The sequence below is a fragment of the Acidovorax sp. Root402 genome (genome assembly GCF_001425125.1).
Classification (GTDB): domain Bacteria; phylum Pseudomonadota; class Gammaproteobacteria; order Burkholderiales; family Burkholderiaceae_C; genus Acidovorax; species Acidovorax delafieldii.
Genome location: NZ_LMDQ01000013.1, coordinates 723,628 through 738,063 on the forward strand (window position 1 = coordinate 723,628; position 14,436 = coordinate 738,063).

The 14,436-nt window shown below is 66.7% G+C and carries 8 protein-coding genes; 4 read left to right on the plus strand and 4 right to left on the minus strand.

Features of this window, described 5'->3' with window-relative positions; genetic code table 11:
• Window positions 1-26: 26 nt before the first annotated feature.
• Together ASC83_RS10730 and ASC83_RS10735 are read left to right on the plus strand one after the other, a co-directional pair.
• The gene (locus tag ASC83_RS10730; RefSeq protein WP_056061763.1) at window positions 27-3,260 is read left to right on the plus strand and encodes an efflux RND transporter permease subunit; all 3,234 of its coding nucleotides are present in this window, start codon (window positions 27-29) and stop codon (window positions 3,258-3,260) included.
• 109 nt (window positions 3,261-3,369) lie between these two features.
• Window positions 3,370-4,866 carry an efflux transporter outer membrane subunit gene (locus ASC83_RS10735; RefSeq protein ID WP_200938918.1) on the plus strand — a complete coding sequence of 499 codons (1,497 nt, stop codon included), beginning with the start codon at window positions 3,370-3,372 and terminating at the stop codon, window positions 4,864-4,866.
• A 1,181-nt stretch (window positions 4,867-6,047) separates the two neighbouring features.
• Here the strand turns inward: ASC83_RS10735 and ASC83_RS10740 are convergent.
• Entirely contained in the window at window positions 6,048-7,220 is a 1,173-nt protein-coding gene (locus tag ASC83_RS10740; RefSeq protein ID WP_056061766.1) for a pyridoxal phosphate-dependent aminotransferase, read from the minus strand.
• Window positions 7,221-7,298: 78 nt separating this feature from the next.
• Here ASC83_RS10740 and ASC83_RS10745 point away from each other — a divergent pair, with 78 nt between their 5' ends.
• On the plus strand, window positions 7,299-8,735 hold the full coding sequence (locus tag ASC83_RS10745) for an NAD-dependent succinate-semialdehyde dehydrogenase (protein WP_056061768.1): 1,437 nt from the start codon (window positions 7,299-7,301) through the stop codon (window positions 8,733-8,735).
• 171 nt (window positions 8,736-8,906) lie between these two features.
• Window positions 8,907-9,683, plus strand: a complete 777-nt coding sequence (locus tag ASC83_RS10750) for a hypothetical protein (protein ID WP_056061772.1) — start codon at window positions 8,907-8,909, stop codon at window positions 9,681-9,683.
• 33 nt (window positions 9,684-9,716) lie between these two features.
• On the opposite strand, the gene ASC83_RS10755 is transcribed toward ASC83_RS10750, so the two are convergent.
• The 3 genes from ASC83_RS10755 to ASC83_RS10765 all read right to left on the minus strand — a co-directional run bounded on the left by ASC83_RS10755 (window position 9,717) and on the right by ASC83_RS10765 (window position 14,321).
• Complete coding sequence (locus tag ASC83_RS10755; protein ID WP_056061774.1) at window positions 9,717-10,439, minus strand: SUMF1/EgtB/PvdO family nonheme iron enzyme; 723 nt, start codon at window positions 10,437-10,439, stop codon at window positions 9,717-9,719.
• 279 nt (window positions 10,440-10,718) lie between these two features.
• Complete coding sequence (locus ASC83_RS10760) at window positions 10,719-11,687, minus strand: porin (RefSeq protein WP_056061777.1); 969 nt, start codon at window positions 11,685-11,687, stop codon at window positions 10,719-10,721.
• 447 nt (window positions 11,688-12,134) lie between these two features.
• A complete protein-coding gene (locus ASC83_RS10765; RefSeq protein ID WP_056061780.1) occupies window positions 12,135-14,321 on the minus strand; it encodes a TonB-dependent siderophore receptor in 2,187 nt (728 codons plus the stop codon).
• Window positions 14,322-14,436: the final 115 nt, after the last annotated feature.

Below are 14,436 nucleotides of genomic sequence, written 5' to 3' on the forward strand. Positions count from 1 at the left end.
GCGCTGGACACCAGGAATTTGCATCCATGAACCTGTCCCGCTTTTTCATCGACCGCCCCATCTTTGCCGGGGTGTTGTCGGTGCTCATCTTCCTCGGGGGGCTCATCGCATTGCGCGGTCTGCCCATCTCTGAATACCCTGAAGTCGCGCCGCCCTCCGTGGTGGTGCGCGCACAGTACCCAGGCGCGAACCCCAAGGTGATCGCCGAGACCGTGGCCACGCCGCTGGAGGAGTCCATCAACGGCGTGGAAGGCATGCTCTACATGGGCAGCCAGGCCACCACCGACGGCGTGATGACGCTGACCGTGACCTTTGCCCTCGGCACCGACCCCGACAAGGCCCAGCAGCTGGTGCAGAACCGCGTCTCGCAGGCCGAGCCGCGCCTGCCCGAGGAAGTGCGCCGCCTGGGCGTCACCACCGTCAAGAGCGCGCCGGACCTGACCATGGTGGTCCACCTGGTCTCGCCCAACAACCGCTACGACATCGACTACCTGCGCAACTACGCCGTGCTCAACGTGAAGGACCGCCTTGCGCGCATCCAGGGCGTGGGCCAGGTGCAGATCTTCGGCGGTGGCGACTACTCCATGCGTGTGTGGCTCGACCCGCAAAAGGTCGCGCAGCGCGGCCTCTCGGCCAGCGACGTGGTGGCCGCCATCCGCGGCCAGAACGTGCAAGCCGCTGCAGGTGTGGTGGGCGCATCGCCCGGCCTGCCCGGCGTGGACCTGCAACTGTCCATCAACGCGCAGGGCCGCCTGCAGACCGAGGAAGAGTTCGGCGACATCATCGTCAAGACCGGTGCGGATGGTGCGGTGACACGCCTGCGCGACATCGCCCGCCTGGAGCTGGGCGCAGCCGACTACTCCCTGCGCTCGCTGCTCAACAACGACCCGGCCGTGGGCATGGGCGTGTTCCAGGCGCCGGGCTCCAACGCGCTCGACATCTCGGCCAACGTGCGCAAGACCATGGACGAGATCCAGAAGAACATGCCCGAAGGCGTGGAGTACCGGATTGCGTACGACCCCACGCAGTTCGTGCGTGCGTCGATCAAGTCTGTGATCCACACGCTGCTCGAAGCCATCGCCCTCGTGGTGCTGGTGGTGATTTTGTTCCTGCAGACCTGGCGCGCGTCCATCATCCCGCTGCTGGCTGTGCCGGTGTCGGTGGTGGGTACGTTTGCCGTGCTGCACCTGCTGGGCTTCTCGATCAACGCGCTCTCCCTGTTCGGGCTGGTGCTGGCCATCGGCATCGTGGTGGACGATGCCATCGTGGTGGTGGAGAACGTCGAGCGCAACATCGAGGCGGGCCTGACCCCGCGCGAGGCCACCTACCGCGCCATGCGCGAAGTCTCCGGCCCCATCATTGCCATCGCACTGGTGCTGGTGGCGGTGTTCGTGCCACTGGCTTTTATCAGCGGGCTCACTGGCCAGTTCTATCGCCAGTTTGCGGTGACCATTGCGATCTCCACGGTGATCTCGGCGATCAACTCGCTGACCCTGTCGCCCGCGCTGTCAGCACTGCTGCTCAAGGGCCACGACGAGCCCAAGGACGCGCTCACGCGCGGTATGGACAAGGTGTTCGGTGGCCTGTTCCGCGGCTTCAACCGCCTGTTCCACCGCGGCTCAGAGGCCTACAGCGGCGGCGTTAAGCGCGTCATCGGCCGCAAGGCGCTGATGTTCGTGATCTACCTCGCGCTGGTGGGCGCCACAGTCGGCCTGTTCAAGATCGTGCCCGGCGGCTTCGTGCCCGCGCAGGACAAGCAGTACCTGATCGGCTTTGCGCAGCTGCCCGACGGCGCCACGCTGGACCGCACCGAGAACGTGATCCGCCGCATGGGCGAGATCATGAAGGAGAACCCGAACGTTGAAGACGCTATCGCCTTCCCCGGCCTGTCGATCAACGGCTTCACCAACAGCTCCAACTCCGGCATCGTGTTCGCCACGCTCAAGCCCTTTGCCGAGCGCACCCGCGCCGACCAGAGCGGCGGCGCCGTGGCAGGCCAGCTGAACCAGGCGTTTGGCAGCATCCAGGACGCGTTCATCGCCATGTTCCCGCCGCCTCCGGTGGCGGGCCTGGGCACTACAGGCGGCTTCAAGCTGCAGATCGAAGACCGTGCCTCGCTGGGCTATGAAGCCATGGACAACGCGGTGAAGGCCTTCATGGCCAAGGCCTACCAGACGCCCGAGCTGGCGGGGTTGTTCACCAGCTGGCAGGTCAACGTGCCGCAGCTGTACGCCAACATCGACCGCACCAAGGCACGCCAGCTCGGCGTGCCCGTGACGGACATCTTCGACACGCTGCAGATCTACCTGGGCAGCCTGTACGCCAACGACTTCAACCAGTTTGGCCGCACCTACAGCGTGCGCGTGCAGGCCGATGCGGCCTACCGTGCGCGGGCCGAAGACGTGGGCCTGCTCAAGGTGCGCTCTGCCACCGGCGAGATGGTGCCGCTGTCGGCGCTGATGAAGATGGAGCCGAGCTTCGGCCCCGAACGCGCCATGCGCTACAACGGCTACCTGGCCGCCGATGTGAACGGCGGTCCCGCGCCCGGTTATTCATCAGGCCAGGCGCAGGCGGCCATCGAGCGCATCGCCAAGGAGACGCTGCCCCAGGGCATCACCTTCGAATGGACCGAGCTGACCTACCAGGAGATCCTGGCCGGCAACTCCGCCGTGCTGGTGTTCCCGCTGGCCATCCTGCTGGTGTTCCTGGTGCTGGCCGCGCAGTACGAAAGCCTCACGCTGCCGATCGCCATCATCCTGATCGTGCCCATGGGCATCCTGGCGGCCATGACCGGGGTGTGGCTGAGCAACGGCGACAACAACGTGTTCACGCAGATCGGGCTCATCGTGCTGGTGGGGCTGTCGGCCAAGAACGCGATCCTGATCGTGGAGTTTGCGCGTGAGCTGGAGTTTGCCGGGCGCACCCCTGTGCAGGCCGCCATCGAAGCCAGCCGCCTGCGGCTGCGCCCCATCCTGATGACCTCGCTGGCCTTTGTGATGGGTGTGCTGCCCCTGGTGCTGTCCACCGGAGCGGGTGCGGAGATGCGCAGCGCCATGGGCGTGGCGGTGTTCGCCGGGATGATTGGTGTGACGGCCTTCGGCCTGTTCCTCACGCCTGTGTTCTACGTGTTGCTGCGCAAACTGGCTGGCAACCGCCCGCTGGTGGAGCATGGCGCGCATGTGGCGCCTATCTCGCACAACACTGGCACCGGTGGCACCGCGCACCCCGTGCTGGCTGCGCCACGCAAGGAGCACGAATGATGCTTTTGACCACGGTGACAACAACGACCTTTGTGGCCCTAGATGCGCGCTCCACGGTGCACCCGCTGCCGACTGCAACGGGTACATCGGGCGGGGCAGGAGACCAACCATGACCGATTTGCTATTGAAGAAAAACTCCACCGACGGTGCCTTTGCGGCGCGCAAGCGCAGCCTGCTGGCGCCCCTGGCCGCCGCCCTGGTGCTGGCCGGTTGTATGACCCAGCCCGTGGCCCCCGCGCCGCATGCGGGTGTGCCCGTGCCCGCCAGCTTCACGGCAGGGGGCGACGCGCTGCCTACCGCCCCCTGGACGGTCGCGGCCCCCGCCGAGGCGCAGCCACGCGGCGAGTGGTGGCTGGGCTTTCAAGACCCGGTGCTGGCCGACCTGGTGCAGCGCGCGGGCCAGGCCAACACCAGCATCCAGCAGGCGGCAGCACGGTTGGCCGAGGCGCGTACGCTGCTGCGCTCTGCCGACGCCGCGCGCTCGGTGCAGGTGGGCGCCTCGGCGGGCGTGACGCGCCAGGCGGGCGCTGCCACCACGGGCAGCGCAGCACCCGCCACGCTGGGTACGGCGGGGCTCAATGCCTCGTACGAGCTGGATCTGTTCGGCCGCCTCTCGCAAACCAGCGACGCCGCACGGCTGGACGCTGACGCGCGCGAAGCCCTGTTGCAAAGCACGCGCCTGATGGTGCAGGCTGACGTGGCGCAAACCTATCTGCAGCTGCGCGCCGTGCAGGCCGAGCAGGTGCTGGTGCAAGAGAGTCTGGCCGCTTACCAGGACACCCTGCGCCTCACGCAGCGCCGCCTGCAGGCCGGCGATGTGGCCGAGCTGGACGTGGCCCGTGTGCAGACCGAGGTGGCGGCCACCGAGTCCGATGCCCTGGCCTTGCAGCGCCAGCAGGCCCTGCTGACCAACGCGCTGGCCGTGCTGGCCGGCGAGGTGGCCAGTGGTTTTGTGCTGCCGCCCGCGACGGGCGACGCCGCGTTGCCGGTGATTCCGCCGGGCGTGCCCGGCACGGTGCTGGCGCGCCGGCCCGATGTGTCAGCCGCGCAAACTGCCGTGCTGGCCGCGCAAGCGCGCGTGGGCGTGGCGCAGAAGGCGTGGTTCCCGGCGGTCACGCTCACGGGCAATGCGGGGCATGCGTCGCCCGAGCTGGGCGATCTGTTCAAGTGGTCGGCCCGAGCCTGGGGCGTGAGTGCGCTGCTGTCGCTGCCGATCTTTGACGGCGGCCAGCGCGATGCCCAGATCGAGGGCGCCAAGGCCCGCCTGGAGGCTGCGCTGGCGGACCACCGGGGGCAGGTGCTCAATGCGTTTCGTGACGTGGAGGATCAACTGACCTCGCTGCGTTTGCTCTCCGGCCAGGCCGAGGCGCAGGGGCGGGCGGTGACGGCTGCGCGGCGGGCCACGCAGTTGTCGGATGTGCGGTATCGCAATGGCTTGGTGAGTCAGCTGGAGTTGCTGGACGCGCGGCGCAGCGAATTGCGCAATCGGCGGCAGGAGTTGCAGGTGCGGACGGCGCAGTATGTGGCGACGGTGGGGTTGATTCGGGCGCTCGGAGGCGGGTGGGGGGATCAGCCTGTGGTGAAAGTGGCGGCTGTGCCGCAGTAGTTTTTGAGCGGTTTGGGCTGCTTGCGCTAGTGGAACATGCCTAGGTGGCTATTCTTTTTGTAGTGTGCTGCTTGCTTGTTTCTTTTTTGAACTGCGTTTGCCTACGCTGCGGTGCGTTGATTTGACCGCGTGCCTGGCTTGAGGGCGGAGGCCGGGAGTCGCCCGGCGTGCGAGTAACTTTCTTTTGCTTCGCCAAAAGAAAGTCACCAAAGAAAAGGCGACCCCCAGTCTGCGACCCCGGCGCTTCACTCCGGGGCAAACCTGCGGCGGGGCGGTTGCGGGGTGCGCCGTGGAACTCACTGCGCTGCATTGCAGCTTCGTTCAGACATCCACGGCGAGTCAGTTCACGAAGCACGCGCGCTCCGACGCGCGTGCCACCCCGCAACCGCCCCGCCGCAGGCGCAGCCAGCAGGGGTGGGGCAGCCGAACAGCCAACATCCATTCGGGCCATCGCTTTGCCCGGCCCAGGCTGCGCAGCGCGCGGCGCTAGCCCCGCGATGTGGGGCCGAGCGCAGCGATGGCCCGTGTGGATGTTCTGCTCCCCTGGCCCCTCTGGATGCGCCGAGGAGCGCAGGGATTGGCGGATCAGGGCTCGCGTGTGTCTGAGCGACGCGCAGCGGCGCGAGTTGAGCGAGACCCCGCCAAACCCGAGCACCGCAGGTTGCCCCGTAGCGTCAGCGCAGGGGACGCAGACAGTGGGGTCGCCTTTCTTTTGGGCACTTTTCTTTGGCGAAGCAAAGANCTGCGCTCGGCCGCGCCTGCGCAGCGCAAAGCGCTTGCGCCCGCGATGTGGGGCCGAGCGCAGCGATGGCCCGTGTGGATGTTCTGCTCCCTGTGCCCCTGTGGATGCGCCGAGGAGCGCAGGGWTTGGCGGATCAGGGCTCGCGTGTGTCTGAGCGACGCGCAGCGGCGCGAGTTGAGCGAGACCCCGCCAAACCCGAGCACCGCAGGTTGCCCCGTAGCGTCAGCGCAGGGGAGGCAGACAGCGGGGTCGCCTTTCTTTTGGGTACTTTTCTTTGGCGAAGCAAAGAAAAGTACCTCGCCTGCCGGGCGACTCCCGGCCTCCGCCCTCAACCCAGGCACGTGGCCCCATCAGCACAACAACCAGACACTACAAAATCAATAGCTACCAGCGCATATCCCACTAGCGCCTGCGGCCAAAAAGGCTCAAAAACCTCAAATCACCCCTTCAGCCACCCCCTCAACCTCCCCACCCCTTCCTCCAACCTCCCCACATCCCGACTCGCAAAACACCACCGCAACCACCCCGACGCCTCTCCCCCAAACGCGCTGCCGGGCGCCAACCCCAGCCCCGCCTCCCGCACCAATCGCTTGGCCAGCGGCAAACACTCGTCATGCCCGTCGATGTGGAAGAACGCATACATGCCCCCACGTGGCGTGGCCACCGACACTCCCGGCACCTCGGCCAGCAGCGGCACCAGCGTGTCGCGGCAGTTGCGTAGATGGTTCACCAGCGCGGGCGTCACCTCCTCCGTGCGCTGCAGCGCCACCGTAGCTCCGCGCTGCACAAACACCGGTGCGCACGAGGTGTTGAACTCGATCAGCTTGCCCACCGCCTGGGTGAGTGACGGCGGCAACACCAGCCACCCAAGGCGCCAGCCGGTCATCAAAAAGCTCTTGGAAAAGCTGTGCGTCACGATCAGCCGGTCCTCGGGCTCGGCCACGTCGAGAAAACTGGGCGCCGCGCCATTGGCCGTGTCGCCCGCGTAGTACAGCCGCTCGTACACCTCGTCCGCCAGAATCCACGTGCCGGTGCGGCGGCAGTGCGCCAGGATGGTGGCTTGCTCCTCGCGCGTCAGCGTCCAGCCCGTGGGGTTGTTGGGTGCGTTGACGACCAGCAGGCGCGTGCCGGGTGTGATGGCGGCCAGCAGCGCGTCCATGTCCAGGCGCCATGCGCCGTGCACGTCGGCCACCAGCGGCACAGTGCGCACCTGCGCCCCCAGAATGCGCGGCTGCGCCACCAGGTTGGGCCACACGGGCGTCACCAGCACCACTTCGTCGCCCGCGTCCACCAGGGTCTGCACGGCCACCATCAGGCCGTTCACACCGCCGGACGTCACTGCGATGCGGTCGAACCACGCATCGGTGTGCTGCTGCGGGTGCAGGCCGTGCATGTAGCCTGCAATCGCGTGGCGCAGTTCGGGCAGGCCCAGGTTGTGGGCATAAAAGGTCTCGCCCTTTTGCAGCGACGCAATGGCCGCGTCGCGGATGAAATCCGGCGTTACCTCGTCGCTCTCGCCGAACCAGAACTTCAGCACATCGCTGCGCCCCAGGCCTTCGTTGGCCACTTCGCGGATGCGCGACTCTTCGAGGCTTTGGACTACTTCTCGCATGCAATCTCCTTGAAATACACAGCCATCATCGCAGGCGTATAGTCGTTTTTTTGATTTTTTTGGCTGACCCCAACGCTCATGACCTATCCCAACACCCAGCTCTTCATCGCAGGCCAGTGGCAAGACGCCGCCGAAGGCAAGACCCTTGCCGTGTTCAACCCCGCCACGGGCAAAGAAATTGGCCGTGTGGCCCACGCCACCAAGGTCGACCTGGACCGCGCGCTGGACGCCGCACAAAAGGGCTTTGAAGCCTGGCGCGACATGCCCGCCGGCGAGCGCGCCAAGACCATGCGCCGCGCTGCCGCCCTGATGCGCGAGCGCGCCGAATCAATAGCCGCCATCATGGTGCAAGAGCAGGGCAAGCCCCTGGCCGAGGCCAAGGTCGAGACCATGGCATCCGCCGACATCATCGAATGGTTTGCCGACGAGTCGCTGCGTGTGTACGGCCGCATCGTGCCCTCGCGCAATCTCAAGGCCACGCAGATGGTGCTGAAGGACCCTGTGGGCCCCGTGGCGGCCTTCACGCCCTGGAACTTTCCCATCAACCAGGTGGTGCGCAAGCTGGCCGCCGCGCTGGGTGCCGGTTGCTCCATCTTGGTCAAGGCGCCTGAAGAAACCCCCGCCAGCCCGGCCGAGCTGATCCGCGCGTTTGCCGATGCCGGTGTGCCCGCAGGCACCGTGGGCCTGGTCTATGGCGACCCGGCTGAAATCTCCAGCTACCTGATCCCGCACCCCATCATCCGCAAGGTCACGTTCACCGGCTCCACGCCCGTGGGCAAGCAGCTGGCCGCGCTGGCGGGCAAGCACATGAAGCGCGTGACGATGGAGCTGGGCGGCCACGCCCCGGTCATTGTGGCCGAAGACGCCGACCTCGAACTCGCCATCAAGATCGGCAGCGGCGCCAAGTTCCGCAACGCAGGCCAGGTCTGCATTTCGCCCACGCGCTATCTGGTGCACGAAAGCATCCGCGCCGACTTTGTGGCCGCGTTTGCCAAGTACGCACAGGGCCTGAAGGTGGGCGATGGCCTCACGGCCGGCACGCAGATGGGCCCGCTGGCCAACCCGCGCCGCATTACCGCCATGGCCGATTTGCTGGCCGATGCAGTACAGCAGGGCGCCAAGGTGCTGGCCGGTGGCGAGCGCATCGGCACCGAAGGCAACTTCTTCCAGCCCACGGTGCTGAACGACGTGCCCCTGTCGGCCCGTATCGTGAACGAAGAGCCCTTTGGGCCCGTGGCTGCCGTGCGTGGCTTCACCCAAATCGAAGACGCCATTGCCGAAGCCAACCGGCTGCCGTTTGGCCTGGCCGGTTATGCCTTCACCTCGTCGTTGAAGAACGCTCATTTGCTGGCGCAGCGCCTGGAAGTGGGCATGCTCTGGATCAACCAGGCCGCCGCACCTGCTGCCGAGCTGCCGTTTGGCGGCCTGAAGGATTCGGGCTACGGCTCCGAGGGTGGCCCCGAGGCCATCGAGGCGCACCTGAACACGCGCCTGGTGTCGATCATGAACGTGTAACCATCGCGCTCTTTGCTCCTTGGTCACAGGCCCCCGGTGCCATGGGCATCGGGGGCCTTTTTTTTGCATTTGGAAGACTGAACGTGGCGGCACGATGGTGGGCCGCTACAGAGCTACGGCCACCTCAGGTGGCTGTTACCCAGCATCCGCCATTTCAGGAGTGCACCGCCCATGCTGTCCCGACAATGCCTTGCCCTCATTGCTGCGCTGGCCTCCTGCGTGCCGCCTGCCTGGGCCGGCCTGGACAAAGAAGGCTCCATCCAGCGGCCCGGACTGTTCTTTGCCTGGCTGTCGCCCGACGATGGTCCGGTGTGGGCTCATTTTGAGAACCCCGCGCACCTGCAGCAGCTGGCACGGCACTGCAATGCCGGCGCGCCGGTGTTTGCGCTGCAAGCAGGCACCCGCTACCAGTGCAAGGCCGAACTGCCGCCGAAGTCTGCCGGGCAGGAAGAATCCTACGCTGCAGGCATGACCGTGCAAGGTCCGGCGCCGCAGGCAGATACCCGGCAGTACCGGCTCTTCGCCCTCACGCCGCCGCGCGCGCCGCAGTGGGTGGTAGGGAGCCCCGATGCCGAGCAGCTGGGAGCACTGCAGTTGTTCGTGCAGTCGGACGACCGCCGGTTTGGTACGCTGCGCCGCCAGCTCCAATGGGATTCGGCACGCACGGTTCAGCAGCCCCAGGGTGCACACACCACCGTGGTGGTGCCTGGCAGGGTGGTGCGCGATCCGAATGCTTTTTACGAAGCCCAGCGGCACCATGTCTTTGTGCGTCGCAGTGGCGGCTATGCCTACATGGGCGAGGTGCCCGGCAAGCCCGACAGCTACGTGGACATCGACGGCAACGACCTGCCAGGGCTGGTGGTGTCGGAAGGGTGTGACGGCTGGTGCGTATCGCTGTGGGGCCTGACGGGCGGGCTGCGGCAAGTGGGGCGGTTTGGCGGGCATTGAGAGGATGCCCTCTCAGTCGGTGCTGCGGTCCGCTCAGCGCTGTTTCACCGGGTCGTACACGCAGCGAAAGCCGATGTACACCGCGTAGAAGTCCGCAGGCTTCCAGGCCTCGAACTCCGCGCGCATTTGCGACGCGGGATACCACCAGGACCCGCCCATCGTGCGCCGCTCGTCGCCGCGCGCATCGGCCGCCCATTCCCACACATTGGCGCCCATGTCGTGGAGGCCGTTCACTCCGGCCGCAGTGGCATTGACGGGCGCGGCGCGGGGCCAGGGGTCGGGGTCGCTGGTGTTGGCGCCCTGCGGGCTTTGGCCCGTCGTCCAGGGGTAAGTGGTGCCACGCACCCAGGGCGCGGGCGGTTGGCTGCGCAGCTCGGTAAAGCCGGCGGTGCGCCACTCGGCGGCGGTGGGCAGGCGGCCGCCCGCCCATTGGCAGTAGGCCTGGGCCTCGGCGTGGGTGAGGTGCACGGCGGGCAACTGGTCGGTGTCGGGCGGTGAGCCGTCGGGGCGCTGCCAGGTCCAGCCCGCGCGGCGCTGCCAGCCGCCCACGTATTCAAAACCGCCGCCTTCGCGCTCGGCACGGGTGGTGGTGCCGGTGGCCCGCGCGTAGCGCGCAAACTGGGCGATGGTGACTTCGGTCTTGTCAATGCGCAGGCCGCGCAGGTCGTCCAGCACCACGGGCGCTGTGGTCTGGGCAGGTGCGGCCAGGGCCCAGAACACCAGGATGGCGCTGGCTGCGTGGCGTGGTGTTGGCATGGTGCTGTGCTCCCCGTTTCACGGCCAGGTGGTTATTGCCCGGCGAGTGTGGCGCAGAGTATCTGCCGCGGCAAAAGCCTGCGGGCGGGACCGGATTTGGACCGACCGAATGGCCTTGGGTGCGCCGGGTTGGGTGGTTGGCTCTGCGTCCGCAATAGGGCTATGCGCTGTATCCGGCAGGTGGCAGGCATAAAAAAACCCCGCACTCCAAAGAAGTGCGGGGTAATTGGCTGTGTGCCTGCCCTCCCACCAGTCAGGGCAGCAGCGTGTGGGGGGCCATCAGAAGTTGTGGCGCACGCCCACGGCGAAGGAGCTGAAGTCGTTACCCGGAGCCGACACGCCGTAGGTGGCAGCCTGGCTGTTGTTGATGCGGGTGTAGTACGTGTAGATCTTGGTGCGCTTGCTCAGGTTGTAGTTGTAGCCCAGCGTGTATTGGGTGGCGGCGCTGTTGGACACGTTGGAGTAGTTGCCGGCACGGCCCACGTTCACGTGGAACTCGGACACGCCCATGATGTAGGCGGCCGACAGGCGCAGGTTGGTGCGGTTGCCGCCGTTGGCGATGAACACGTTCTTGTCGCGTTGCACGTAGGCGCCCATCACGAAGGGACCGGTGGAGTACGAAGCGCGCACTGCGAACTGGTTCTGGTCGCCCAGCTTGGAGTAACCGGCGCCCAGGCCCAGCTTGCCGATTTCGTAGTTGGCAGCCAGGTCCATGCTGTTCTTGCCGCCGGTGCCGCTGGGCTGCTCGTGCTGGGCCCAGCCGGCTTCGAACGTTGCGCCGCCCAGGCTGGGGGTGCGGTAAGCGATCTTGTTGATGTCACGGGCGGGGTAGGCGTACAGGGCGTCAGCCGACGAGCCGGTGTCGTGGTTGTGGTTGCTGATGAAGTCGGCCGTGGCGTAGTACGACTCGGACGTGAAGTTGCCCAGGCGCACCATGCCGAAGCCGCCGGACAGGTTCACTTCGCTCTGGCGGGCAAAAATGCCGCGCGAGTCGGAAGCGCCGGAGCTGGAGTCAAAGCCGCTTTCCAGCTGGAAGCCTGCCATCAGGCCGCCGCCCAGGTCTTCCTGGCCCTTGAAGCCGAAGCGGGAGGAGTTGTTGAACAGGCCGGTCTTGGAGACATCGCCGTCTTTTTGGTGTTCAAAGCTGGTGTTGACCCGGCCGTACAGGGTGACGCTGCTCTGTGCAAAGGCAGCAGACGTACCCACCAGGGCCAGCGCGGCGAGGGCGCAGCGGTTCAATGTTTTCATTCGCGAGGTTCCTTAAATCAAATTTTGTTTGATGACAAATAATCACCGGCCAAAAACGCACAGGGGTGATGCCTTCGGGCCGCCGCTACAAGCAAGTTTGGTGCCTGTGGTGATGTGATCGTTGCACTTTGCAACGGAAGGGGATGCTACTGGCCGCCGTGATTGGCCGCCAGCGGGGTAAACACCTTTTTGTCATCAAGATGTCGTTGCGGCGCAACATGGTTCTGGTAGGGCACGCCAGAACCGACCCGGGGCGTAGCCCGGCACCCCCGTCAAGGTCGCGAATGCAGCGCAAGCCCCACGTGGGCTGCCATCGGCGTGCCGCAGTGCCCGGGCTGCTGCCGCCGTGAAGGCGCTGCAAGGGCCGCGAGGATTGCAGGCGCTGCAGGGCGGCTGGTGGGGTTCGTGGAGTGGGCGACGACCCCTTGAGGGATCGTCAACGGGCCCCTAGAACCGGTAGGTCGAGGTCAGCGTGTAGGTGCGCGCCTGTCCGTAGAAACAATCCCCGCGTGCCAGGCACTGGGTGATGTGCACCTTGTCGGTCAGGTTGACCACGTTGAAGGCCACGCGCCAGTCGCCAGCGTCGTAGGCCAGCATGGCATCGGCCAGGGTGGCGGCAGGGGTGCTGATGGCGCTGGTGCCGCTCCATTGCGAGCCGGTGTAGCGCACGCCCGCGCCCACCACCCAGCCGCCACGTCCCTGTGCTGCAAAGCGGTGGCTCAGCCAGGCCGACGCGGTGTGCCGGGGCACGCTGGCCACGGGCTGGCCCTGGTCGCCTGCGTTGCTGCGGCTGATTTGGGCGTCGGTGAAGGCGTAGCCCACCGTGAAGTCCCACTGGCGCGCCAGGCTGGCCTGCACCTCTGCCTCGAAACCGTTGACCTTTACTTCGCCGATCTGCAGGCTGTTGAGCGGGTTGCCGGGGTCGGTGGTCTTGCGGTTCTTCTCGCGCAGGGTGTACACAGCGGCAAACGCACTGATGCCCTGGCCTGGCGGCTGCCACTTCACGCCGGCCTCCCACTGTTCACCGCGCTGGGGTTTGTAGGGGGTGCCGTACGCGTCGAGCCCACCCAGGGGCTGGAACGATTCGGAGTAGCCCACATACGGCGCCCAGCCGCCATCCATCTGGTACGTGACGCCTGCGCGTTTGGTCCAGGCCTTGTCGTCCACGGCAGCGGCAGGGCGGCCTTCGGTATCGGTCTGCGCACTGTCGTGGCGCAGGCCCAGCGTGGCCGTCCAGCGGCCCCATTGGATCTGGTCTTGCGCGTAGAACCCCAACTGCTTTTGCACCACGCTGGGCTGGCGCACCAGCTGCGCCGCAGTGGGCGGCGTGAAGTTGCCGTACACCGGGTTGTACACGTCGATGGACGACGCCACCGCGCGCCAGGCCTGCTGGCCCGTGTGATTGCGCTGCACGTCCAGGCCCGCCAGCAGCGTGTGTTCGGTGCTGCCAGCCTTGAGCTTGCCTTCCAGCTGCGTGTCGATCAGCAACATGCGGCCGGTGTTGATGTTCCACACCGCGTCGCGCACCACGGTGCGGTTGTCCGCGTTGAACACGGGGCGTGCTGGGCGGCCCGTGGCTGCGTTGGCGGTGAAGCTGGTGTAGATGGTGCGGTAGTCCACCTCGCTCACGGTGCGGCGCAGGTTCTGGCGCACCGTCCAGTCGCCGTTCAGGCGGTGGCTGAAGAGGTAGCCCCACGAGTTGTTGGTGGTGTCATACGCATCCCAGCCCGGCTCGCTGATGAAGGTGTTGCGCGGGATCTGGCCGTACTGGCTGGCCAGCTGCGTGCCCTGCCACGGGAAGAAGCCGATGAGCGAGCCGCTCTTGTCCTTTTGGTGCAGGGCCTGCAGCGTCAGCGACGTGTCGGCATTGGGCTTCCATGTCAGCGATGGCATCAGCACCATGCGGTCGTCGCTCACATGGTCCACCTGCGAGCCGCTGTCGCGTCCCACGGCCACCAGGCGGTAGAGCCACTGGCCGTCCTTGTCCAGGGCGCCGGTCATGTCGGCCGCAATCTGCTTGCGGTTGTTGTTGCCCAGCTGCACCTGCACTTCGCGCAGCGTTTCGGCCTGCGGGCGTTTGCTCGTGAGGTTGAGCACACCGCCTACGCTGCCCTGGCCATACAGCACCGACGTGGGCCCGCGCAGAAACTCCACGCGCTCCAGCGTGTATGGGTCGGGGCGGCTGGTGTTGTAGGTGCCGTAGGTGCGCAGCAGCCCGTCCTGGTACTGGCTGACGGTGCCGCCGCGTGCGCTGAAGCTATCCACGCGGCTGTCGAAATAGTTGGACACGGCGCCTGCCGTGTACGCCGTGACCTGGCGCAGCGTCTGCACGCCCTGGGCCTCCATCTGGTCGCGGGTGATCACGCTGATGGCCTGCGGGGTTTCGATGAGCGGGGTGTCGGTCTTGGTGGCGCTCAGGGCACGCTGGGCCACAAAGCCGGTGACGGGTGCGGTGGGGTTCTCCTGCTCGGCACCCGCGCTCACGGTGACGGGGGCCAGGGCTTTCTCTGCAGCGGGCGCCGTGGGAGCGGTGGGGGCTGTGGGTGTGGCCTGCTGCGCATGGGCCGCGCCGCACAGGGCGAGCAGGGCCGCGTGCGCGATGGCGGTGCGGCAAACGGTGATGCCAGATTGCATGGTGCTGTTTCTCCGATGGTTGAAAAAAGGGGGCGGGCCCGAAGGCCAGGCACGGCGCGTGGCGTGCCTGGAGTGCAAGGAGCGCTTGGCTTTCGGGGCTGGCGATGGGACAGGC

Bases quoted from the DNA above. Each gene is read 5' to 3' on its own strand.
- ASC83_RS10735 (WP_200938918.1), top strand. From the start codon at position 3,370: ATGACCGATTTGCTATTGAAGAAAAACTCCACCGACGGTGCCTTTGCG.
- ASC83_RS10730 (WP_056061763.1), top strand. From the start codon at position 27: ATGAACCTGTCCCGCTTTTTCATCGACCGCCCCATCTTTGCCGGGGTG.
- ASC83_RS10745 (WP_056061768.1), top strand. From the start codon at position 7,299: ATGACCTATCCCAACACCCAGCTCTTCATCGCAGGCCAGTGGCAAGAC.
- ASC83_RS10750 (WP_056061772.1), top strand. From the start codon at position 8,907: ATGCTGTCCCGACAATGCCTTGCCCTCATTGCTGCGCTGGCCTCCTGC.
- ASC83_RS10755 (WP_056061774.1), bottom strand. From the start codon at position 10,439: ATGCCAACACCACGCCACGCAGCCAGCGCCATCCTGGTGTTCTGGGCC.
- ASC83_RS10765 (WP_056061780.1), bottom strand. From the start codon at position 14,321: ATGCAATCTGGCATCACCGTTTGCCGCACCGCCATCGCGCACGCGGCC.
- ASC83_RS10760 (WP_056061777.1), bottom strand. From the start codon at position 11,687: ATGAAAACATTGAACCGCTGCGCCCTCGCCGCGCTGGCCCTGGTGGGT.
- ASC83_RS10740 (WP_056061766.1), bottom strand. From the start codon at position 7,220: ATGCGAGAAGTAGTCCAAAGCCTCGAAGAGTCGCGCATCCGCGAAGTG.